Origin of the sequence: Ensifer soli (assembly GCF_041928815.1) — a bacterium.
Taxonomy (GTDB): Bacteria; Pseudomonadota; Alphaproteobacteria; order Rhizobiales; family Rhizobiaceae; genus JBHFEI01.
Genome location: NZ_JBHFEI010000009.1, coordinates 260,616 through 282,517, shown reverse-complemented (window position 1 = coordinate 282,517; position 21,902 = coordinate 260,616). Strand labels below are relative to the sequence as shown.

15 protein-coding genes are annotated in these 21,902 nt (G+C 66.7%); 5 read left to right on the top strand and 10 right to left on the bottom strand.

Annotation, left to right across the window (positions count from 1 at the left end; genetic code table 11):
* Positions 1-77: 77 nt before the first annotated feature.
* Positions 78-974 carry a LysR family transcriptional regulator gene (locus tag ACEVQ6_RS15715; RefSeq protein WP_374889966.1) on the top strand — a complete coding sequence of 299 codons (897 nt, stop codon included), beginning with the start codon at positions 78-80 and terminating at the stop codon, positions 972-974.
* A gap of 198 nt (positions 975-1,172) precedes the next feature.
* Here ACEVQ6_RS15715 and ACEVQ6_RS15710 read toward each other — a convergent pair whose 3' ends face one another.
* Complete coding sequence (locus ACEVQ6_RS15710; protein ID WP_374889965.1) at positions 1,173-1,841, bottom strand: permease; 669 nt, start codon at positions 1,839-1,841, stop codon at positions 1,173-1,175.
* Positions 1,842-2,973: 1,132 nt separating this feature from the next.
* Between ACEVQ6_RS15710 and ACEVQ6_RS15705 the strand changes: the two genes are divergently transcribed.
* The gene (locus tag ACEVQ6_RS15705; protein ID WP_374889964.1) at positions 2,974-3,801 is read left to right on the top strand and encodes a cobalamin B12-binding domain-containing protein; all 828 of its coding nucleotides are present in this window, start codon (positions 2,974-2,976) and stop codon (positions 3,799-3,801) included.
* Between the two features lie 375 nt (positions 3,802-4,176).
* Here ACEVQ6_RS15705 and ACEVQ6_RS15700 read toward each other — a convergent pair whose 3' ends face one another.
* From ACEVQ6_RS15700 to ACEVQ6_RS15670, 7 genes are all read right to left on the bottom strand, one after another.
* The gene (locus ACEVQ6_RS15700; protein WP_374889963.1) at positions 4,177-6,498 is read right to left on the bottom strand and encodes a N,N-dimethylformamidase beta subunit family domain-containing protein; all 2,322 of its coding nucleotides are present in this window, start codon (positions 6,496-6,498) and stop codon (positions 4,177-4,179) included.
* On the bottom strand, positions 6,491-6,868 hold the full coding sequence (locus tag ACEVQ6_RS15695) for a hypothetical protein (protein ID WP_374889962.1): 378 nt from the start codon (positions 6,866-6,868) through the stop codon (positions 6,491-6,493). The genes ACEVQ6_RS15700 and ACEVQ6_RS15695 overlap by 8 nt, the downstream gene beginning before the upstream one ends.
* 2 nt (positions 6,869-6,870) lie before the next feature.
* Positions 6,871-8,529: a branched-chain amino acid ABC transporter permease gene (locus tag ACEVQ6_RS15690; RefSeq protein ID WP_374889961.1), complete on the bottom strand. Its 1,659-nt coding sequence runs from the start codon at positions 8,527-8,529 to the stop codon at positions 6,871-6,873.
* Positions 8,526-9,407: a branched-chain amino acid ABC transporter permease gene (locus ACEVQ6_RS15685; protein ID WP_374889960.1), complete on the bottom strand. Its 882-nt coding sequence runs from the start codon at positions 9,405-9,407 to the stop codon at positions 8,526-8,528. The genes ACEVQ6_RS15690 and ACEVQ6_RS15685 overlap by 4 nt, the downstream gene beginning before the upstream one ends.
* Before the next feature lie 15 nt (positions 9,408-9,422).
* Positions 9,423-10,130 carry an ABC transporter ATP-binding protein gene (locus ACEVQ6_RS15680; protein WP_374889959.1) on the bottom strand — a complete coding sequence of 236 codons (708 nt, stop codon included), beginning with the start codon at positions 10,128-10,130 and terminating at the stop codon, positions 9,423-9,425.
* A 145-nt stretch (positions 10,131-10,275) separates the two neighbouring features.
* Positions 10,276-10,992, bottom strand: a complete 717-nt coding sequence (locus ACEVQ6_RS15675) for an ABC transporter ATP-binding protein (protein WP_374889958.1) — start codon at positions 10,990-10,992, stop codon at positions 10,276-10,278.
* Between the two features lie 16 nt (positions 10,993-11,008).
* Positions 11,009-12,343, bottom strand: a complete 1,335-nt coding sequence (locus tag ACEVQ6_RS15670) for an ABC transporter substrate-binding protein (protein WP_374889957.1) — start codon at positions 12,341-12,343, stop codon at positions 11,009-11,011.
* A 292-nt stretch (positions 12,344-12,635) separates the two neighbouring features.
* Between ACEVQ6_RS15670 and ACEVQ6_RS15665 the strand changes: the two genes are divergently transcribed.
* The 3 genes from ACEVQ6_RS15665 to ACEVQ6_RS15655 are packed head-to-tail and all read left to right on the top strand — an operon-like array spanning position 12,636 to position 16,134.
* Positions 12,636-13,358, top strand: coding sequence for a response regulator transcription factor (locus tag ACEVQ6_RS15665; RefSeq protein WP_374889956.1), 723 nt, complete (start codon positions 12,636-12,638; stop codon positions 13,356-13,358).
* 13 nt (positions 13,359-13,371) lie between these two features.
* Positions 13,372-14,907 (top strand): ATP-binding response regulator, encoded by a 1,536-nt coding sequence (locus tag ACEVQ6_RS15660; protein ID WP_374889955.1) that lies wholly within the window; start codon positions 13,372-13,374, stop codon positions 14,905-14,907.
* A gap of 15 nt (positions 14,908-14,922) precedes the next feature.
* Positions 14,923-16,134 carry an ABC transporter substrate-binding protein gene (locus ACEVQ6_RS15655; protein WP_374889954.1) on the top strand — a complete coding sequence of 404 codons (1,212 nt, stop codon included), beginning with the start codon at positions 14,923-14,925 and terminating at the stop codon, positions 16,132-16,134.
* A 48-nt stretch (positions 16,135-16,182) separates the two neighbouring features.
* Here ACEVQ6_RS15655 and ACEVQ6_RS15650 read toward each other — a convergent pair whose 3' ends face one another.
* Together ACEVQ6_RS15650 and ACEVQ6_RS15645 are read right to left on the bottom strand one after the other, a co-directional pair.
* A complete protein-coding gene (locus tag ACEVQ6_RS15650) occupies positions 16,183-17,148 on the bottom strand; it encodes an FkbM family methyltransferase (protein ID WP_374889953.1) in 966 nt (321 codons plus the stop codon).
* A gap of 84 nt (positions 17,149-17,232) precedes the next feature.
* Positions 17,233-21,738, bottom strand: a complete 4,506-nt coding sequence (locus tag ACEVQ6_RS15645) for a beta strand repeat-containing protein (RefSeq protein WP_374889952.1) — start codon at positions 21,736-21,738, stop codon at positions 17,233-17,235.
* Positions 21,739-21,902: the final 164 nt, after the last annotated feature.

The following is a 21,902-nucleotide window of genomic DNA, read 5'->3' as shown; positions in this document are numbered from 1 at the left end:
TCAATCAGATCCGTTGTTGCAACATGAGGAATTATTGTTTATTTGTGAAATGCAATTTTTAGGGGTTTTATTGCGAAATGAGCATCAATTGCGAAATCTTCGACCTGAGGGCGTTCCAGGCCGTTGTCGATCTCGAGAGCTTTCACCGCGCCGCCGAGGCGCTGCACATTTCCCAGCCGGCCCTGACGCGGCGGATCCAGAAACTGGAGCTGGCGATCGGCGCGCCGCTGCTCGACCGCACCACGCGGCATGTGGCGGCGACGGCGACGGGACAGGAGCTCCTGCCCCTGGTGCGGCGCATGCTGGAGGAGTTCGACGGGTCGCTGTTCGCGCTGAAGGACGGCGGATCGCAGCGGCGCGGCCTCATCACCATGGCCTGCGTGCCGACGGCCGCCTTCTACTTCCTGCCGACGGTCATCCGGCGTTTCGGCGAGGATTACCCGCATATCCGGCTCAGGATCCGCGACCTGACCGCCAATGAGGGACTGCAGGCCGTGGCGCGGGGCGAGGTGGAGTTCGGCATCAACCTGATGGGCAATTCCGATCCGGATCTCTCCTTCGAACCGCTCCTCGACGATCCGTTCGTGCTCGCCATGCGCCGCGATCATCCTCTCGCGGAACACGCGCAGATCCATTGGCACCAGCTCGACGGCCACCCGCTCGTCGTCGTCGACCGGTCGAGCGGCAATCGCGCGCTTCTGGACGGCGCGCTCGCCAAGCACAATCTGCGCCTCAACTGGTTCTACGAGGTCACCCATCTCAACACGTCGCTGGGCCTCGTCGAGGCGGGCCTCGGCATTTCCGTCCTTCCGCGCCTCGCCACGCCGCAGGAGGAGCACCCCTATCTCGTCACCCGGCCGATCATCGACCCCGTGGTCACCCGAACCATCGGCATCGTCCGCCGCCGCAGCGCGCCCCTGTCTCCGGCGGCCGTGAAATTCGTGGAGATGCTCCTCACCGTCTGGAAGCGCTGAGCGCCGTGTCGTCTGCGCCAGGGCAGGCACCGGCGCATGAGAGGCCACGGGGATCGGACACCGGCCCGGTCACGCCATGATCGCGTGCCGCGGGTCCGGGATCGCGCGCGCTTCGCCTCGATGAGGACGTTGCGAGGGATCGACCGGCCGGCTCTCCGGCCCGCCGCGTGGCGGTGCCTGCCGCAGGCGCTCCGGGCGTCACGACCAGGTCTTCAGCTCGACCCCGAGCAGGATGGTGACGAAGGCCGCGGCGAGCGTGGCGGCAAGGAATGCCGACGCGAAGGCGAGGCAGGCCCTGCCGGCCCCGATGGAAAGATCCTGGACGAACCAGCGTACCTGCGCCTGGCCGTACCAGAGGATGGCGAGCAGTATCACCACCGCTCCCGCCGCCGCGCCCTGGCCGCCCGGCATGAACAGCAGGTCGAAGGCGAGACCGACCACGAAGACGAAGGGCGCGGCGACGAAGCACTGGCTGAAGAAGGGCGGCCGCAGGGACGCCCGCGTCAGCGGCACGGATTTCCGGCGCAGGAGAACCACGGACATGCAGAGCGGATAGATGCCGAAGATCACGCCCCGCGCGATCAGGAGATTGGACCCGCTTTCCAGCGCCTTGGGAAGCTCGGAAGGATCGTAGACCGTCGGGAAGGCCGTCGACAGGCCCTGCGACAGAAGCAGCGTGATCAGCAGGAAGAGCGGGGGACTGAGCGTGTCGTCATACTGGCTTTCCGGGCGGTCCGACAGTTCGAGATCGGCATAGCGCATCATGTGCAGCGGCCGCCTGACCGAACGCCACATCGTGATCGGATAGAACACAAGCCAGCTGACGAGCTCGTAGAGAAGCTCTTCCAGGGACTTGAGTATCTTCATGAAATCCAAGGAAACACCCCCGGCGCCCGCCTCGATTGCGCCAGATGCCTAGCAGGATCGCCACGCGATCGCCAGCGTCCCGTCTCCGGCGCTCTCCCGGCGACGGACCGGTCGCCGCCGGACCGCGGTCGAAATGCCGGCCTCCGGAGTGTCGTCCCGGGCAGCCGCGGCGACACAGGCCTCCTCGATCCGGCGGACGCCACGGAAACGATGATGATGTCGCGTCACGGGGGGGCTTGTCGCCAATTTTCGCAACGTCACGGCCTGTTTCCCATCGGGGAAGGATTTATCGCGCCCGGGTTACGGAGCGCACCGGGGACCCTGACTGCGATTGCCGGGAACCGGAAGCGCCCGCCGAAGGGAAGCATCGCGATGCCGCCAGGACCGTCCCGTCAACGATCAAAACAGCCATCGATGACGGGCTCCCGCATCCCTGCCCGGTGCACTCCGTTACCGGCAACCTCCGGCACGCCATGGAAGACGAGAACAGTCGAGTGCCAAGGGACATGCGGGAGATCGGCGGCTTCCAATCGTTCGAAACCGTTGCCGGTCTCGAAGCGATGCTCCGGCGCAGAAAAGACGGCGGCTTTTCGCAGGCTGGACCGTCATGACCGGGACGATCTGGTCGCGCCCCTCCCCGGACGTGAAGAGGTGGACAAGGCAGGGACATGCCGCCGGTCGCAGGCGGGCCCGGCCTCTTGCAAGATCTGCGGCAAGCCCCTCCGGTCATCACAGCGGGGGCGTCCCGCCGTCGACCTGCGCTGCGGCGGAAGAGGCGGTATCACGTCCCGAAGGTCGTTCGGTAAAGGCGGTTTGCTCCTGCAAGCCTCGGGCACCAGACCGGATCTCGTCAGGCGCTCCTGGCCTCTCCCCGGCCATTTTGCGGACGAGGCGGACATCGAAGAGAGCGCCATGCGGCATGAGCGATGATGTCTGTGGGAAAGCGAAGGCTGAAAAGCCTATGGAAGCCGCCCTCGCGATGCGCTAAGCTGATGCGGAGGGACGGAGACGGAGTGCGTAGGCCAAGGACCGGGAGGGGGAGATGGCCGAGAAGCAGTCGGACGATGCAGGGTCGCCAAAACCCGGCAGACAAAAGGATGGCACCCCGGCAGCGGACGGCGCGGAGGGTGACATGCACCTGAGCGCCAGCGACCACCGTCTTCTGGAACGGACCATCCGTGGCAGCGTGCCCGGAATCGTCGGCGCAGGCCATCCCGAACTTGTCCTCGGCCGCCGCGGCGACCGGGCGATCGGCGAGGACAGCCTGACGCATCCCGAGCTGCATCCCCTGGCGCGGCAGATGCCGGGCACGGAGCAGGCCGTCGCCTTCCGCCCGCGCCTCATGGCCTGTCTTGTCGATTCCGACCCGCGCCACCATCGCGGCCTCCTCGACGAATTGCAGCGGTCGGGCATTCCCGTGCGCACGCTCGCGGTGCATCTTTTCGCGCCGGTGGCGGCGGCGCTCGGCGACCTCTGGTGCACCGACGAGGCGGACCTGATGCAGGTCGCCGTCGCCTCGACGCGTCTCGGCATGATCGTCAACCACATCTCCCATGCCAGCATCGCGCCGCAGATGGACAATGGCCGGCGCAAGAGCATCCTGCTCGCCCGTACGCCCGGCGCCCTGCACACGATCGGCCTGTCGATCGTCGCCTCCTGTTTCCGCGACATGGGCTGGAGCGTGGACGGCGGCGGCGAGCTTGAGATCGACGACAGCCTCTATGCGCGGCTGGCGCGCAAGCCTTACACGATGCTCGGCATTTCGGTCGGCCGGATCGACGAGGTGGCGGCCTGCACGGCGGTGATCCGCCGCGTCCAGAGCACCCAGGCCACGCGCGCCACGCGCATCGCGGTCGGCGGGCCCGGCGTTATCGCCAAACCCAAGGCCTTCCAGGGCATCGGCGCCGATTTCGTCACCCGCTCCGCCCTCGAAGTCGTGCAGATGGCAAGCTCCGCCTGACGGCGGCGGCGCCGTGATCGCGCGCGCCTCGTGCCGTTCGGCGGCAGGACGAGGCAGGCCATCCACGCATCCCCGACCGGCATGCCGTGGTCCTGCGATCGGAAGGACCGCGTGAACCTGACCGAGTGCCTTAGGACGCCGAGGCGAAACCACCTGAGCAAAACGGATGTCCTAAAGCGTGTCGCGATCTTTCAGATTCGCTCGTACGCTTTAGGTCTTTGTTTTTACGCGTGTCTTTTCGCAAAACCGCTGCACACCTTTGCGAGACACGCTTTAAAGCATTTCCGGTGATCACGGGGTCACCGAAAATGCTCTAAATCCTTCTTTCTTCGCATTTTCCGACGCCGACGCGATCAGGCTTCGGCTGGAAATGCCCTAGCGCCACTGCTTCTCCTCCAGCGTCCAGCGCGTGCCGGGCAGCGGGCCGTCCTTGATGAAGGCGTCGACGACGTTCTTCAGGAGCTTCGAGGCGCTGTTTTCGAAACTGTCGGCCGGCAGCGCCTGGCCGAAGCCGATCGAGCCGGTGGAGAAAACCGCGCCGTGGTTGAAGCTGGTGTAATAGGTCATGTCGGCGCGGATGCGGTAGTCGATCGAGCCGACCATGCCGGCATAGGCATAGAGGATCTCCTCCGTCACCAGCACGTAATTGTCGGAATGGCCGCCGGACGAGGCGATGATCTTCGTGTGCGGCGGCGTGCCGAGGCTGAGGTCGTAGCGGTCGATCTCGATGCCGGCGGCGGCGCCATAGGCAAGGCCGCGCTCGCCGATGATCTCGCCCTCGATGCCCTCGGTGATCCAGGAGACGGTGCGATGCCAGGCGTCCGGCATCTTGCGGTAGGGGGCGCAGGTCTCGAAGCCCTCCGAGATCATGCCGACGCCGAGCAGCTTCTGCGGCGCCCGGCCGCGGTTGCGCCACAGGCCGCTCTTCTCGCCGGTCGACTGCAGGTAATGCTCGCCGGGCTTGGCCGCCCAGGCGCGCATGCCGCTGTCGAGCTTGCGCACCTCCATGCAGGCGACATCCTCCGGCGTGAAGCCGACGCACCAGTAATAGCCGTTGCCGCCCATGTAGACGAGCCTTCCGCCCTCCCTCACCCAGTCCTCCTGCGCGTCGAGCATCGGTTCGGAGACATATTCCGGATGGGTGCCGGTCAGGATGCAGTTGAACGGGCGGATCGCGTCGATGCCCTCCTTGTGCAGGTCCTCGTCGGTGATGTATTCGCAGTCATAGCCCATGGCGTCGATCCAGGCGGCGATCGAGAGATCGGCCGGGAACTGCCAGGTGATGTTCATGCTCGACATGCGGTATTTCGGCCGCATGTTGATCAGCGGTCGCTTGTAGGACGAGAAGCAGACCCCGGCGCCGTCCTCGAATTCGTTGTAGGTCGAGAAGCCGAACTCGCCATGCTCGTAGGTCTCGATGTCGATGTCGGTGACGACGGGCGGCTGGCCGGTCATCGGCTGGATGATCTGCGCGTCGAAGGAGAGCGTCTCGTTGCCATAGGCGAGATAGCTCGCCGTCGGCACGAGGAAGCAGAGTTTTGCCGTCGGCGTCGCCGAGCGCACGACGAAGACGATGTATTCCTCGCTCAAGCCCTTGCCGGGGCCGATGCGCAGCCGGATCGCATAGATGCCGCTCGGCAGGTCGGCCGGGACCCGCATGCTGTTGGTCACCTGCCATTTGCAGTCGGTCACCGCGTCGGCATGGAACTCGATGCCGCCATATTCGTGCGGCGCGAGACGGAAGCAGTCGTTCTTGCCGCTCCAGTTCCAGCCGGTCATGCCGCGCACGGGGTGGTTCACGCCGGTGCCGGAGAGCTTGTGCGGGCCGGTGTCGACGACAAGGGTGGTGATGCCGTTCTCGGTGTAGCCGGCCGAGGTGTCCCAGTAGGCGACGAGGCCGGCAGAGGGCGGTGCCTTGCCGGCGCGGATCCCGTCGAATTCCTCGCGCGAGACGACGCGGTCGTAGAGGCCGGGACGGTCGATCTTGCCGGAATAGAGGTCGTTGACGAAATCGCCGCGCAGCACGTGGTTGTCGCGGGCGCCGCCGATGATGAAGGGAATGTCGGCGCGGTTCTTCTGGCGGAAGCGGAAGGTGGTGCGGACATGGGAGGAAAAGTCGTAGGGCACGACCGGGCCGATCAGCGAATTGTAGCGGTTCATCACGCCCTGCTGGTAGAGCGTGGCGGTGCCGGTCGCCGGGTCGAAGGAGGCGCCGACCATGTACCAGACCTTTTTGATCAGTGGCAGTTCGGCGGTGACGTAGTCGACCTCCTTGCCATCGCCGACCCAGAATTCGAGATGGCCCTGCGGGTTGATGCCGAGGGCAAAACCCTCGTTGGTGAGCGAATCCCAGCGGCCGACGATCGTCTGGCGCTTGCCCTTCCTCGGCAGGGTCGGCCAGATGAAGGTGAAGAGCGACAGCGCCCCGTCGAGCTTCAGCGTGCCGGCGGGATCGTCGATCGGGATATAGTTGCCGAGCTGGGTGAACTGCTTCTTCACCGCCCAGGCGCCGTTGACCGGATGGGCGACCTCGCGCTCGACGAAGCCGGGGCCGTCCTTGTGGTTGTCGCCGTGGATCAGGCGGACGAGCTGCGCCTGCGCCGTGTCGGCGCCGTCGGCGTTGACGTGGAAGGAGATGGTCTCGCCCTGCCTGACGGAGATCTTGTCCGCGTAACCGAAAATCTTCTGTTCAGCCATTGTCAGCGTCCATCATGTCCTTGAGCTTCAAAAGAAAAATGCCGTGGTGGCCCGCATCCGGCGTCGGGAAGATCTCGTCGCCCGCAGGGAGGGCGCGCCCGCGGCTCGCGCTCGCCATCCTGAGGATGCGGTAGCCGCCGCCGGGAACGGCGGCGAGCAGGTACTGGCCCTCGGGCGGAAGCCGGCGAAAATAGGCGAGCAGCCGGCCGAGCGGTTCCGAAGGGCGGCCGGAGGGGTTGCGCCGGTGCGCCTCGATCAGTTCGTCGCTGACGATCTGGCGGAGATAACGCCGGGTGATCCGGTCGAAACTTTGCCGGCAGACGATGTCGCCGTCGACGACGTCGGCCGTCGGGTCCAGGGTCTCGGACATGGTCAGGACTCCATCAGGTCGTGGATGCGGCGCATGAAGATCGCGTGATAGGCGTCGTCCATCGTCTCGTATTCGCGGTCCTCGACGACGCGGGGCGAGACGCCGCGCTTTCCCGAAAACGCGATGATCTTGTAGCGGTCGGTGGCGGCGATGTGATGCAGGGCGTATTTGTCCTCCATCGGCGAGCGGCGGAAATAATAGAGCACGCGCTCCAGCGCCTCGCTGTGCTGGCCGAGCGGCCGCCGGCGGTGCTCCTCGATGATCTCGGGGCAGATCATCTTTTTGAGATGATCGCGCTGCAGCTTGTCGAAGCGGCGGAAGAACAGCTCGTCCTTGTCGTCGATCTCCGTCGCTTCCTCCGGCAGCGCCTCGCCGCCCTTCTCGGCCCGCATCGAGCGCCATTCGCCGCGCTTCTTGTCGCGCCAGGCGTTGAACTGCTGCTTGATGCCGAAATAGCCCTTGTTGAGGAAGAGCACGACGGCGAGCATGATCAGGCCGATGAGGAAATAGCGCAGCGGCCCGATCTCGATCAGCACCTTGTCGAGGAAGGTGACGACGAGCGTGCCGAGGATCGCGCCTTCCGCCTTGCCGATGCCGCCGATCGTCAGCATGGCGAGCCCGAGCAGCACCGTGTCGAAGGAGAAGATCGAGAAGGCGACGCCGCGATATTGCGCGGCATAGAAGCCGCCGATGAAGCCGAGCGCGGCGGAGGTGACGAGGAAGATGGTCACGCGGGCGGTGCGGTAGTCGACGCCGCAGGCCTGGGCGAAGGCCTCGCGCTTTTCCGGCGCCATGCGCAGGATGCGGCCGAGCCGCTTGCCGTTGATGAAGCGGAAGAGGAAGAGCGCGGCGAGCAGCAGCAGGAAGGCGCCGTAATAGCCGGTCAGCGACTGGGCGAGCGGCGAAAGCGTGTCGGGGATATAGGTGTCGGCGCCGTAAAGGCCGCCCGAGGCCGAGCCGAACTGTTTCGACGTGGTGAAGAAGACGCGGCAGAGCTCGTTGAGGCCGAGCGTCAGCAGCGCGTAGTAGAAGCCGTCGAGCCTCAGCGCCGGGAAGGCGATCAGCGCGCCCATCGCCCCGCCGATCACCGTGCCCATCACCGGCATCGTGTACCAGGGCAGGCCGTACTGGATCGACGCCCAGGTGGTCATGAAGGCGGAGACGCCGACGACGGCATAGGTCGCCAGCGAGAAGATGCTCGCCGTGCCGACGATCAGCGTCCAGCAGACATTGATCGCGGCGAAGATGCAGAAGATCGCGCCGGCCGACAGCAGCGTGTTCTGCATCGAGGCGGGAAACAGCAGCGGCCCGAGCGCGATGACGATGAGCGCCAGCGCCCAGTAGATCGGCCGCCGGTCGTCAATCTTCTTCTCGGCCTTGAGCGTCTTGCGGTTGTAGAGCCCGTGGATGTGCAGGAGATTACGCCGCGTAGGCCACCAGCGCCAGCGCGACCAGAGGGTCTCGCCATGGGCCGGCCAGACGACGTAATGCTTCAGCCGTCCGACCTTGTGGGTCTTCACCTTGTAGGCGGTGTTGTCGTCCCAGACGTCGCGCGGGTTGGGCGTCGTGACGGAGGCGACCTCGTCGAGGCCCTCCGCCGTGCCCCAGACGGCAAGCGGGTTGATCCAGCGGAGCTGCTTGCGTTCGAATGTGTCGCTCATTGTTCGCGTGCCTTGTCGAGGAGGCCCGAAATGCCACGGGGCCGGACGATCAGAATGCAGATGATGACGAGGAACTGGGTGATCAGCACGTATTGCCCGCCGAGCAGCGTCGAGGTCGCGGCCTCCGTCAGGCCGAGGATGACGGCGGCGATGACGGCGCCCTGGACGCTGCCGAGGCCGCCGCAAAGCGCAATCGACACGCCCTTGATCAGCGGCGTCAGCCCGCTGAAGGGCGCGACGTAATAGGTCTGGGACAGAAGCACGGCGGCGAGCCCCGCCATGGCGCCGGTGACGGCCATGACATAGATGCCGGTGCGGCGGATGCCGATGCCGACGATCGAGGCGGCGTGCGGGTTCATCATCATCGCGCGGATTTCAAGGCCGCGCCGGCTGCCCTTCATCCAGAGGACGACGAAGGCGAGCATGGCGGAGGCGCAGACGACGATGCCGATGCGGTCCGAGGTCAGCACCGTGCCGCCGATCTTGAAACTCCAATTGCCGAAGAATTCGGGGAGCGCCTTGGCGCGGGGCCCGAACTGCATCAGGAGCGCCTGCGAGCCGATGAGGCTGATCGCCAGCGTGCCGATCATGCCGCGCGTGGTGAAATTCGGCTTGTCGTGCAGCGGGATAAAGACGACGAGGCAGATCAGCACGCCGCAGAGCGCGCCTGAAAGGATGCCGGCCGCCATGACGACGAGCGGCATCTTCGTCACGTAGATCGCCGTCAGCCAGGCACCGTAGCCGGCAAAGGAGAAGACGAAGCCGTAGCCGAGATTGATCAGGCCGAGGCTCGACCAGGTGATCGACACCGCGACCGCGATCAGCCCGTAGATGCAGGCGACGACGACGGCGTTGATGAGGATGAAGGAAATGTCCATGGGGGGCGTGTCCGTTCAGGTCGTGGCGATGCTGAAGGAGGACGAGGCCTCGCCCTTCAGCTTGCCGGCATGCATGCCGATGACGCGGTCGACACGGCCTTCGAGGAGGGCGACGTTCTGCTCGGCGATGAACATGGCGCTGTCCTTGAGGTCGAGGGAGAACAACGCCTCCATCACGCTCTGGCTGATCTTCGGCGCAAGCCCGAGCGAGGGTTCGTCGACGAGGTAGAGTTTCGCGTCGGTCATCAGGCCGCGGCCGATCGACACCATGCGGCGCTCGCCGCCGGAGAGACGCCCGACGGCCGTCTTCATCAGCTTGGCGAGCGGGGGGAAGAGATCGAGCACGCGTTCTTTCCGCGCCTTGCGGTCGCGCCAGGCCTCGGGCGTGAAGGCGCCGCTGTCGAGATGCTCCTCGACGGTGAGCCCGGTGAAGATCTCGTCGCCCTGCGGCATGATGGCGAGACCCTGGCGGACGATCTGGTGGGTGTAGCGGCCGGGACCCTGGCTGCGGGTGCGGCCGATCTCGACGCCGTTGAGCCGGATCGAGCCGCGCTGCCAGCCGGTGAGGCCGGCGATCGCATAGAGCAACGTCGTCTTGCCGTGGCCGTTCAGCCCGACGATGCCGACGCGCTCGCCCGACTTGATGATCAGGTCGAGGTCGTGGATGACCCGCAAGGGGCCGTATCCGGCCGACAGGCCGTCGATGACCAGCACGTCGGTCATGGTTGTCGTGCTCCCGCGCTGGCGTCGCCTCGCCCCGTCGATGACGGATGCGGGCGCGCTCATGTCGATCTCTGGCCGATGCCGGCGAGTGCGGCAGCGGCGCGTTCTTGCGTGTTCTGGCGAAACGAGGCCCGGCGAATGCCGGTCAGTGGGCCTCGAAATAGGCGGCGCGCACGGCGGGGCTGCGGATCACGTCCTGCATCAGCCCCTCCGCGATCACCTCGCCGGCATCCATGACCATCACCCGGTCGGCGATCGATTCGAGCAGTTCCATGCGGTGCTCGACGATGACGACGCCGATGTTCATCTCCTTCGACAGCATGCGCAGGATCTGGTCGATCTCGTCGATCTCGGCATTGATCAGCCCCGCCGCCGGCTCGTCCATCAGGAGGACGTCCGGCCGGCGCATCAGCAGGTTGGCGAGCAGGAGCTTGCGCCGCTCGAAGGTCTTCAGCCGCGCGTTCGGCGTGGCGTGGGGCGTGACGAAATCGACGAGGCCGGCGCCGTATTCGGCGTCGAAGCGCGTCAGATACGGCCGGAACGCCTGGCGGGCGGCCTTGAAGGTCTCGCCGACCGTCAGGTCCTCGCAGACGATCGGCGTCTGGTAGGTGCGCCCGAGGCCGAGCCGCGCCCGCCTGAACAGCGGCAGCGCGGTGATGTCCTCGCCCTTGAAGGTGACCCGGCCGGTCTTCGGCTGGTAGCGCCCCGACAGGATTTCCAGAAGACTGGTCTTGCCGGCGCCGTTCGGGCCGATGATGCCGAGGACCTCTCCCCTTTTGAGGGAGAAGCCGATCTTGCGCAGCACCTCGCGCCCGCCGAGGTCGAGCGAAAGGTTGTCGCAGGAGAAAAGAGGCGCTTGCACCGGTCTCGTCCGCCGCTCAAGACCACCAGGGGGCGGGCTGGAGCTTCGATTCGGCGATCTCGTTCGGCCAGATGATCTTGTGCTCGCCGTTCTGCACCTGGACGAAGAGCTGGCTCATGCCCTTTTCCAGTTCGCTCGCCTGGTTGCCGAAGCCGTTGTCGGGATAGTGCAGCGCCTCCTGGTACTCGTTGTTCATGTCCATCATGCCGCAGACGCCGCGATAGGGGTTCTCGCGGATCCATTTGACGTTGGCGGCGAAATCCTCGGGCGCCTTGGTCGCCTCCCAGGCGCGCTTCAGGTACTGGACGATGTCGTAGCCGTTGCCGGTATAGACGAGGCCCATATTGCCGACGAATTCGGGGAAGCGTTCGAGATATTTCTTGCGGAAGGCCTGGCCGGTCTCGTCGCCATAGACGCCGAGCACGGTGCTCCAGCAGAAGCCCTCGGTGGAACTGCCGCCGAGTTCGAGGAATTCCGGCTGCGAGGGACCGTATTGCAGGTAGACGAGCGCGCCCGGCACGGGATTGGCGGCGAACTGCTTGCAGAAGGCGGCATATTCGGCGGCGACCCAGTGGTTGATCATGATCGCGCCGGCATCGACCTCCTGCAGCCGCTTGATCACCGGGCTCCAGTCGTTGACCGGATACTGGATGTCGGTGAGTTCGGCCGGCTCGTAGCCGAATTTCGCGATCGATTCCTTCGCCGCCTTCAGGATGGTCTGGTTGTAGGCGACCTGCTCGGAGACGATGTGGATCTTGCGGTTCTTCGGCTTCCAGACGCCGGTCTCCTCCATCTTCTGCAGCCACAGCGGATAGGTCCAGCCGTAATTTGTTTCGGAGGGGTCGGTCTGCAGCACGTGGCTGTATTTCACCGGATCGGCCTTGTAGGCCTCGGTGGCGTTGCGCTGGGTGTTGCCCTGGATATAGGGGCACTTGTACTTGGCGGATTCGTCCATCGCCGGGATCGGCGCGAAGAGGAAGGAATTGGAGATCGCCATCACCTTCTTGTCGATGCAGGCGGCGATCGCCTGGCGGCAGCTTTCCGGCGAGAGCTTGTCGACGTCGGGGACGAAGAGCTCGATCTCGCGGCCGAGAATGCCGCCGGCGGCGTTGATCTCCTCGACGGCGAGCGTCGTGCCGTTGAGGTGATCGGTGTCGTCGGCGACGCCGTAAGGGGTCGACAGCGACGAGGGCACGCCGATGAGGATCGTGTCGCTCGCGGCGCGCAGGATGGCGGGGGCGGCGAGCGTGGCGGCGGCCGCGCCGGCGCCGAGCTTCAGGACGGTGCGGCGGTCGAACGCCCCGCTGAACATGGGCATGCGGATGCGGCCGGTATCGTTGCCGGTGGTCATTCAGGCCTCCTGTTTGACGTCGTGGGCGCGTCTCGCGCCCGTTCCCACTTCATGTATAGACTTATGATTTTGTCTATTTATCTATTGTGAAATGAGCGTATCATCTAGATATTCATCCTGTCAAACACATAATATCGTCTAGACCATACGTTTACAATTTGGGCAGGATGACCGCTTCGGGCGCAGCAGCGCCGCTTCTCTGGCGTGGAAATGGGCAAGGGCTGGCTAGACCTTGTGCATTGCACTCCCCACTTGCTTGACGTAAAGCACTGCCACTTCCCAAGGTGATGCAATGACGGTTCCCGATCTAGAAGCGAACGCCACGCCGGACATGACCATCCTGATTGCCGACGACCACTGGGTCGTCCGGGAATCGCTGAAGCAGGTGGCGCGCGGCCTCAGCGAGCGCTTCGTGCTGGAGGAGGCGGCGAGCTTCGAGGAGGCGCTGAAGGCGCTGGAGCGGCTGCCCTCGATCGGCCTGATGCTTGTCGACCTGATCATGCCGGGCTTCCAGGAGTTCGAGGGGCTGCAACTCCTGCGCCGGCGCTATCCGTCGATCCCCGTCGTCGTCGTGTCGATCCATGAGGACCCGAACTACGTGATGGAGGCGATCCGCCACGGCGTCATCGGCTACATCCCGAAATCGGCCAATGCCGAGGAGATCCGCCGGGCGCTGACCCGGGTGATCGCCGGCGAGGTCGCCTTCCCGCGCGAGATCATCGCCCGCGGCACCAGCGAGGCGGCCCGCCCGCTGCCGCCCCCGGCCGCCGAGCCGGCCCGGCGCGACGCGCGCCTGTCGATGCTCACCGCGCGCGAAATGGAGATCATGCTGCGCCTCGGCCGCGGCGCCGCCCTCTTCGACATCGCCGACGAATTGCGGATCAGCCGCCAGACCGTGCGCGTCCATCTCGGCAATGCGATGAAGAAACTCAACGTCCAGACCCGCGAAGGCGCTATCCATTTCGCCACGGAACATGCTAAGGAACTCGAGATATTGTCCATCGAGACCAGGTGAGGCCGTCTAGACATTGTCGCAATACGGGGACGACGACCAGCGCTTTGCCTTCGAGACCCTCGCTGCCATCGGCCACGGGGTCGCGCTCTGGTCGGCCGAGGGGCGGCTGCGCCTCGCCAACCCCGCCTTCCGCCGCCGCTTCGATGCCTTTCCCGGCGGGCTCGAGGACGGCATCGCCCAGCCCCTCTTCCTCGACGCGGTCGAGCGCAGCGGCCTGATCGTCTCCAGCGGCCAGCCGCCCGCCGATCCGCTCGGCCCCGGCGACCTGCTTTCCGGACGGACGCTGATCTTTTCCGACGGGGCGATCTTCACCATCGACGGCTTCGCGACCGCGAACGGCGACCTCGTCACGCTCTGCCGCGACGTGACCGAGGCGACGCGCAACGCGCGCGCGCTCGAAAAGGCGCGCGAGACCGCCCAGCAGGCCGACCACATGAAGTCACGGTTCCTGCGCGCCGCCAACCACGACCTGCGCCAGCCGCTCGCCTCGCTGAAGATCCTGATCTACACCTGCATCACGGCGCTCACCGACGAGGAGCGCGCCCAGGCGCTGCATGCGATGGACGTCTCGGTGCAGATCATGGAGGACCTGCTCGGGGCGCTCCTCAACATCGGCCAGCTCGATGCCGGCCGCGTCACGCCGACGATCCAGACCTTCCAGCTCTCCTCCATCCTCGACCGGCTGAAGCTGCAGTTCGACCACCAGGCGCGCGAGAAGGGCCTGACGCTCACCATCCTGCCGTCGAAGGCGGCGATCGAGAGCGACCGGGCCCTGCTTGAGCGCATCCTCGCCAATTTCCTCGGCAACGCCATCCGCTACACCGATCTCGGCCGCGTGCTCGTCGGCTGCCGCCGCCACGGCAAGACGCTCCGGATCGGCGTCTACGACACCGGCTGCGGCATCGACCCGCGCTTCCACGAGGCGATCTTCGACGAATTCTTCCGCGTCGGCGGCGAGCAGCGCGACCGCCAGCACAGTCTCGGCCTCGGCCTCAACATCGCCAAGCGGCTCGCCGACGTCATCGGCCATCCGGTCCGCGTCGACAGCGCCCCCGGCCGGGGCTCGACGTTTTCGATCGACGTGCCGCTCGGCGACATCCTCTACAGCAATGTCGGCGAGCCGGAGATCAACGAGCGCATCGGCGGCGAGTTCGCCGGGCTCGCCTGCCTGGTGCTGGAGGACGACGTCTACCTGCGCAGCGCCCTGACGGCGCTGCTCGAACGCTGGGGCATCCGCGTGCTGACGATCGATTCCTTCGACGACATCGCGGCGACCGTAGGCGCGCTCGAGGCGACGCCCGACATCATCATCTCCGACTATCGCCTGCGCGGCGGCGTCGAGGGGCCGGACGTGGTCGGCGCGATCAACGACCTGCTCGAACAGCCCTGCCCGGCGATCGTGGTCACCGCCGACACCAACCCGGCCCTCATCCAGTCGATCCGCGACCAGGGCTATCCGGTGATGATCAAGCCGGTCAGCCCGCCGGGCCTGCGCGTCATCATGCACAATATCCTGTTCGAGCCCGAACTCGTTCCCGAGATCGCCTGAGGAGGGACACCGACCATGCCGGCAGAGACGATCCCGATCGGCAGCATGGTCCCGCTCACCGGCAGTTCCGCCAATGACGGGCGCGAATTCCGCAACGGGCTGCAGCTCGCGGTCGACGAGATCAATGCCGATGGCGGCATCCTCGGCCGCAGGCTCGCGCCCGTCTTCATCGACACCGGCAACCAGACGGCGGCGGAGGTGGTGCGCGCCGCCCGCATGCTGATCTCCGAGCACCGCGTGCACGCGATCGTCAACGGCTACAATATCGGCTCGCAGAATTCCGAATACGAACCCGTCGCCGATGCCGGCATCATCTACCTGCACCACAACACGCTGCTGCAGCACCACGACACGGTGGCCAGCGACCCGGAGCGCTATTTCGGCTGCTTCATGAGCGACCCGGCCGAATACTGGTACGGCCAGGGCTTCATCAAGTTCATCTCCTGGCTGCGCCACACCGGCCAGTGGACGCCGCGCAACAGCCGCATCGGCATCATTTCCGGCCCGAAACCCTACAGCATCGTCATTGCCAACGCGATGGCGACGGTCTCGCCGCAATTCGGCTGGGAGCCCGTCTCGGCCCCCCATCTAGTGCGCAAGATCGGCCATGACTGGCGCCCGGTGATCGAGGCGATGCGGGCGCACGACCCGGCCGTTCTCGCCGTCACCCATTTCCACAGCGGCGACCTCACCCGCTTCCACATGCAGTTCATGGACGCGCCGATCAACTGCCTGCTCTACCTGCAATATGGCGCCCTGCACAAATCCTTCTCCAACATCGTCGGGGATCGCGGCCGCGGCGTCATCGTCGGCACGGTGATCGGGCTGTTGCGCGACGAGCGCGGCCGGCGCTTCGCCGAGCGCTACCGCGCCCGCTTCGGCCAGGATTCGACGCCAGAGATCGGCTGCCAGCCCTACTCATCGATGAAGCACTACGCGATCGCCGCCTCGCTTGCCGGCGGCGGCGGCGGACCGGGCGAGGCGGCCGCCAACCGTCGCATCGCCCGCAACCTGATGGAAATCCCCTATCGCGGCGTCGTCGGCACCATCGCCTATCATCCGCGCTGGCAGGCGGCGATCCCCTATCCGGACACGACGCAGGATCCCTCCCTCGGCCTGCCGCACCTCTTCTACCAGCTGCGCGGCGCCGACGAGACCTCGGCGCTGGTGGCGCCGCTGCCCTTTGCCGATTCCACTTTCCGGCGCCCGCCCTGGATGACGGCCTGAGGACGGCCGCGGCGTTCCCCCGTTCGTCCTCCCTGTGTCGCGGCGCACTCAGCCGCGCGCGGCGAAGAAGCGGTTCTCCCCCTTCGACGGCAGCTCGACGAAGCCGGGTTCGAGCGCCGCGGTGACGGCGGCGTCGGAGCCCGGCCGGAAGCGGTCATGGGTCTCGAGGATGACGAAGCCGACGCGGTCGAGCCAGCCGCGATCGGGATCGGTGAAGAGTTCGAGCTCGGCGCCCTCGACGTCGATCTTCAGGAGATCGACGCGGTCGAAGCCGGCGCGCTGCATCAGCGTGTCGACGCGGAAGGCCGGCACCAGCCCGGCGGACGACCCCTCGGGCCCGCCGGCCGCTTCCGCCACCTGCACGCCCCAGGCGCCGAGGTCCATGCCGTCGTCGTCGGTGGTGCGCAGGTCGAGCATGCCGTCGCGATGCCAGACGGCGCCCTGCAATGCCGTCATCCGCGCGCCGAGCGCCGCGGTGTTGCGCCGGAGCATGGCGGCGTTGTCGGGATGCGGCTCCACCGAGAACAGCCGCGCCTCGGGATAGCGCAGGCCGAAGAACAGGGCGGCAAGGCCGATATTGCCGCCGAGGTCGAGGATGGTGCGCGCCGTCTCCGGCAGGCTGTCCGTCTCGTATTCCCGTTCGAGGAACACCTGGTCGAAGGTCGGGATGTCGCTGGTGGCGCTGCGCAGCTCGACCTCGTGGCCGAGCCCGGGCAGCCCGATGCAGAACCGGCTCAGCCGGAATGGCCGGTCGCGCACCCGCACGAAAGGCGCGAAGCTCAGGTCCGGCACGGCGACGCCCTCGCGCAGCAGCACGCCGTCATGCAGGAAGAAGCGTTCCTGCGGATAGCGGTCCCAGAAGACGTCGAGCCGGTCGCCGGCCTCGGCATAGCGGCCGGTCGCGCCGGTCTCCTCGTGGCGGAGCCGGCCGTCCGCCTGCGACAGCAGGAGATGGCCGGTCCAGTGCGGATGGATCGCCGGGATGCGGCGCAGGTCGCGTGGCTCGAACGTCATCTCATGCCGTCTCCGGAAGGCCCTCCGGCCGGACAGGGCGGAGCGCGACAATGTCTCAATCCTCGCCGGAAGGCCCGGCGCCGGTCAATAGACGAGGAAATCGGCCTCGTTGATCACGGCCTTGTTGGCGAGCGTGGCGAAGCGCACCGCAAGGCCCGCGCCGCTGCCGTCGGCATCGTAGAAGAGCGCGCCGCTTGCGCGATCGTAGAGGATGCGGTCGCTGTCGTCGACCGCGCCGGTCGACAGGTCCTTGAAGGCGGCGGCGGCGAGGGCGCCGGCATCGAGGCCGGTGAAGACCGCGGCGCTGAGCCGGATCGTGTCGTCGACGCGGCTGAAGTCGGTGATCGTGTCGACGGTGCCGCCGGAAAGCGCGGTGGAGAACTGGAAACTGTCGCGCCCGGCGAGCCCGGTCATCGTGTCCGCGCCCGCCTTACCGTCGAGGATGTTGTCGCCCTTGTTGCCGGTCAGCGCATTGGCGAACTCGTTGCCGGTGAGGTTCAAGGCCGTCGTGCCGGTCGAGGCGAGCAGCCGCAGCGCCTCGATTTCCTGGTTTGCCGCCAGCGTGTAGCCGGTTGAGGCGTAGACAAGGTCGGTGCCGCCGCCCTTCGCCTCGATCACCCGGTCCGACGCGTGGTCGACGAAATAGGTGTCGTTGCCGGCAAGCCCGGTCATCGTGTCCGCCCCCGCCTTGCCGTCGAGGATGTTCGCGCCGCCATTGCCGGTCAGCGCGTTGGCGAACTCGTTGCCGGTGAGGTTCAAGGCCGCCGTGCCGGTCGAGGCGAGCAGCCGCAGCGCCTCGATCTCCTGCTTTGCCGCCAGCGTGTAGCTGACGGAGGCATAGACGAGGTCGGTGCCGCCGCCCTTCGCCTCGATCACCCGGTCCGACGCGTGGTCGACGAAATAGGTGTCGTTGCCGGCAAGCCCGGTCATCGTGTCCGCCCCCGCCTTGCCGTCGAGGATGTTCGCGCCGCCATTGCCGGTCAGCGCGTTGGCGAACTCGTTGCCGGTGAGGTTCAAGGCCGCCGTGCCGGTCGAGGCGAGCAGCCGCAGCGCCTCGATCTCCTGCTTTGCCGCCAGCGTGTAGCTGACGGAGGCATAGACGAGGTCGGTGCCGCCGCCCTTCGCCTCGATCACCCGGTCCGACGCGTGGTCGACGAAATAGGTGTCGTTGCCGGCAAGCCCGGTCATCGTGTCCGCACCGGCCTTCCCGTCGAGGATGTTCGCGCCGCCATTGCCGATCAGCGCGTTCTCGAATTCGTTGCCCGTCAGGTTGAGCGCCGCCGTGCCGGTCGCGGGCGCAAGCTGCAGCACCTCGATCTCCTGGCCGGCGCCGAGCGCATAGCCGACGCTGGCGATGACCGTGTCGCGGCCGCCGCCGGCGGCCTCGACCACCGCGTCGCGCGCCTGCGCCACGAGATAGGTGTCATTGCCGCCAAGGCCGGTCATCGTGTCGTTGCCGCCCCTGCCGTCGATGACGTTGTCGAGCCCGTTGCCGGTCAGCCGGTCGGAATAGCCGGAGCCGGAGAGGTTCTCGATCGCATAGAGCCGGTCGGTGCCGCGCCCGCCGCCGACGGCCTGCGCCGCCGTGGTGTCGAGCGACACGGTGACGGCGCCGGTGGCGCCGCCATAGTCGGCCGTGTCGGTGCCGAGCGAGCCGTCGAGCACGTCGTCGCCGGCGCCGCTGACCAGCGTGTCATTGCCGCCAAAGCCGATCAGCCGCTCGCCGGCGGCGCGCGCCGTCATCGTTTCGCCCGCCTCGGTGCCATTGCGCGAGGCCATGCGCTCGAAGCCGAACAGGCCGTCGGCGGCGCCGATCAGCCGGAACTGCCCCTGCGAGACCGGGCCCGTCAGCCGGATGGCGTAGGGGTTGGTGCCGTCGCCGAAAAAGCCGGCGGTGAGGAGGCCGCCGTCGCCGGTCGTCGCGAAGCCGAACTCCGCCTCCACGCCGGCGGGAGCGCCGACGTCGAGGCGGATGCGGTCGCCGACCCCCATGCCGGAGACGGTGAAGTCATAGCCGCCGGCCGCCGCCTCGCGCCGCACCAGCGCCAGCGTGTCGCCGCCAGCGCTTCCGGCGAAGACGACGCGCTGGTCCGTGCCCTGGTCGACCACCAGCGTGCCGCCGTTGCGGATCTCCAGCCGGCCGGTGCCGGTGACGTTGTCCTCGATGTCGAGCGTGCCGCGATCGGCCATCAGCACGCCTGAATTGTCGATCACCGTGCCAGTCTGCACCCTCAGCACCTTGCCGGCCTGGTTGGCCGTGACGACGCCGGCCACGCCGTTGACGAATGTCAGGCCGGACCAGGCGCCGAAGGAGCCCGCGCCGCCGGCGAAGGTCTGGTCGACATTGGTGAGCACGTAGCCCGGCGCCGCGGCGCGGATCGCGCTTTCCTCGAAACCCTCGTTGAGGGTGAAGCTGCCGCCGCCCGACAGCGTGACGTCCGCGCCGATCGTCAGGCTCGACCGGTAGGTGAAGCCGACATCGCCGGAATTGACGATCGTGCCCTTGAGGATCAGGTGCCGGCCGTTGACAAGATCCATGTCGGCATTGGACGTGACCTGCGCCAGCGTGCCGTCGAGGGTGGCGCGGGCGAGCGTGATGCGGCCGCCGGCCTCGGCCAGCAGCGTTCCGCCCCTGATCACCGCATCGGCGAGATCGACGACCGACCCCGTCCCCGTGGCGCGGATCGTGCCGCCGGTGTTCTGGATGCCGCCGTCGGCGGTGTTGCGCAGTTCCAGCGTCGCGCCGTTGCGCGCCTCCAGCCGGCCGACATTGGTGAAGGAGGCGAGATCGGCGATGACGAGGGAATCGGCATCGTCATAGGGGTCGGCGTCGGCGTGGATTAGGCCGAAATTGGCGAGCGTCAGGTTGGCGCCGCCGATGAAGCCGTCGCCGCGGATCGTGTTGTTGAAATTGGTCAGCACCGCGCCCGGCGCCTGTCCGGTGATGCTCGCCGTGTTGTAGTTGTCGAGGAGGACGACCGTGCCGCCGCCGGTCAAGAGCACGTCGTCGGCATGGATCCGGATGCCGGCGCCGTCATCCTCGTAGATCAGGCCGCGATTGACGACGGCGCCCTTCAGCACCATCTGGCTCGCATCGATCCGCGTCGTCGCGCTCGTCTGGAAATCCGCAAGCTGCACGTTGAAGCTTGCGGCCCGGATCACGCCGCCATTGCTGGTGCTGAGCGTGCCGCCGGCGATGCTGGTGTTGGCGAGCGCCACGACCGTGCCGGCGCCGTTCGCCCGGATGGTGCCGCCGGCATTGTCCAGGACGCCGCCGATGCTGTAGAGGCCGAGGGTCGTGTTGGTGCCGGTGGCTTCCAGGATGCCCGTGTTCCTGAGGCTCGCGACCTGGTCGATGCGCAGCAGATCGGGATCGGGCGTGTAGCTGTCCGGCCGCGCCGAGATCAGCCCCTGGTTGATCAGATGGACGCCGCTGATCACGCCGGCGCCGAAGATGCGGTGATCGGCATTGGTGAGCGTCGCGCCGGCCTCCTCGGCGACGATGCTCGACTCGCCGTAATTGTCCATCAGCTGCAGCGAGCCGCCGCCGGTCAGCGTCACGCCGTCCTTGTCGATCCTGCTGGTGCTGTCGAACTGGTCCTGGACGATCTTGCCGCGGTTCTCGATCGTCCCGTCCAGCACGACGGACCGGCCGAGATTGACCCGGCCCGTCGCCGAGATGTCGAGATTGGCGAGCCGCGTGTAGAAGCCCTCGACCTGGATCGTGCCGGTGCCCTGGCCGTCCAGCGTGCCGCCCTCGACGACGACGTTGTTGAGCACCACCGACGCGCCGTTGAAGGCCTTGATCGTGCCGGCCCCGGTCTGCTCGACATGGAAGGACAAGGGGCCGAAGGGGCCGTTATAGCCGTTGATCGAAAGCGTGCCGCCATTGCTCGCGGCCATCATGCCGGCATTTTCCAAGGGATTGTTGGACGTGAGTTCGGTGTAGATCGACAGCGTCCTGCCGCTGACATCGGCCTCGATCGTGCCGGCGGCGGTGTTGACGATGTGGAGATAGCCGGCGTCGCGCGGAAACGCCACCAGGTTGAAATCCGAGCCGATCGAACCGTGGCCGCTGATCCGGCCGGAAACGAAGAAGTCCGTCACCGAGCTTTGTCCGCCCTCGCCGGTGAGGTAGCCGCCGCGCAGGCGCATGTCGCCGGAGCCGCTGAGCGTGAAATCGCCGCCGACGGGCCTGAGCTTGAGGAAGACCTCGCCGACGGTCATCAGGTGGTTGTTCTCGACGGCGCCGGTCAGCGTCGTCATCGCGCCGATCGTCGTCAGACCGTTGTTGGTGAGCTTGCCCGAGATGGTGAAATTCTGCGCGCCCTGCAGGAACTGCGACGTCGCGGAGACGAGCAGGTCCTTGACGCCGACGGCATAGCCGAAATGCTTGAAGGCGAGCTGCGTCAGCTGGACGTTGAAGCCGCCGATCTCCACATCCGTGCCGGCATTGGTGAATACGTCGTCGGCGAACTGGGTGAAATAATTGACGATGGCGCCGTTCTCGATGACGACGATGACGTCGCTCCACTCGAAGACCTTGCCTTCGCCTCTGAACGTGCCGGCACCGCCGCTGAACGTGGCCATCGATCCCCCCTGATGTCGTCCGGGCGAAAGACCCGCGCGGTCTGCATCTTCATCCGAATATACGAAACTTCAAGAGGACGGGACGGCGGAGCCGGCCCATTCCTGGGCCTGTTTCTTCAAGCCTCGCGCCTTGCAAAGCGCTGCTGCGGGATTATATGTAGGAA

Bases quoted from the DNA above. Each gene is read 5' to 3' on its own strand.
- ACEVQ6_RS15715 (WP_374889966.1), top strand. From the start codon at position 78: ATGAGCATCAATTGCGAAATCTTCGACCTGAGGGCGTTCCAGGCCGTT.
- ACEVQ6_RS15710 (WP_374889965.1), bottom strand. From the start codon at position 1,841: ATGAAGATACTCAAGTCCCTGGAAGAGCTTCTCTACGAGCTCGTCAGC.
- ACEVQ6_RS15705 (WP_374889964.1), top strand. From the start codon at position 2,974: ATGCACCTGAGCGCCAGCGACCACCGTCTTCTGGAACGGACCATCCGT.
- ACEVQ6_RS15700 (WP_374889963.1), bottom strand. From the start codon at position 6,498: ATGGCTGAACAGAAGATTTTCGGTTACGCGGACAAGATCTCCGTCAGG.
- ACEVQ6_RS15695 (WP_374889962.1), bottom strand. From the start codon at position 6,868: ATGTCCGAGACCCTGGACCCGACGGCCGACGTCGTCGACGGCGACATC.
- ACEVQ6_RS15690 (WP_374889961.1), bottom strand. From the start codon at position 8,529: ATGAGCGACACATTCGAACGCAAGCAGCTCCGCTGGATCAACCCGCTT.
- ACEVQ6_RS15685 (WP_374889960.1), bottom strand. From the start codon at position 9,407: ATGGACATTTCCTTCATCCTCATCAACGCCGTCGTCGTCGCCTGCATC.
- ACEVQ6_RS15680 (WP_374889959.1), bottom strand. From the start codon at position 10,130: ATGACCGACGTGCTGGTCATCGACGGCCTGTCGGCCGGATACGGCCCC.
- ACEVQ6_RS15670 (WP_374889957.1), bottom strand. From the start codon at position 12,343: ATGACCACCGGCAACGATACCGGCCGCATCCGCATGCCCATGTTCAGC.
- ACEVQ6_RS15665 (WP_374889956.1), top strand. From the start codon at position 12,636: ATGACGGTTCCCGATCTAGAAGCGAACGCCACGCCGGACATGACCATC.
- ACEVQ6_RS15655 (WP_374889954.1), top strand. From the start codon at position 14,923: ATGCCGGCAGAGACGATCCCGATCGGCAGCATGGTCCCGCTCACCGGC.
- ACEVQ6_RS15650 (WP_374889953.1), bottom strand. From the start codon at position 17,148: ATGACGTTCGAGCCACGCGACCTGCGCCGCATCCCGGCGATCCATCCG.
- ACEVQ6_RS15645 (WP_374889952.1), bottom strand. From the start codon at position 21,738: ATGGCCACGTTCAGCGGCGGTGCCGGCACGTTCAGAGGCGAAGGCAAG.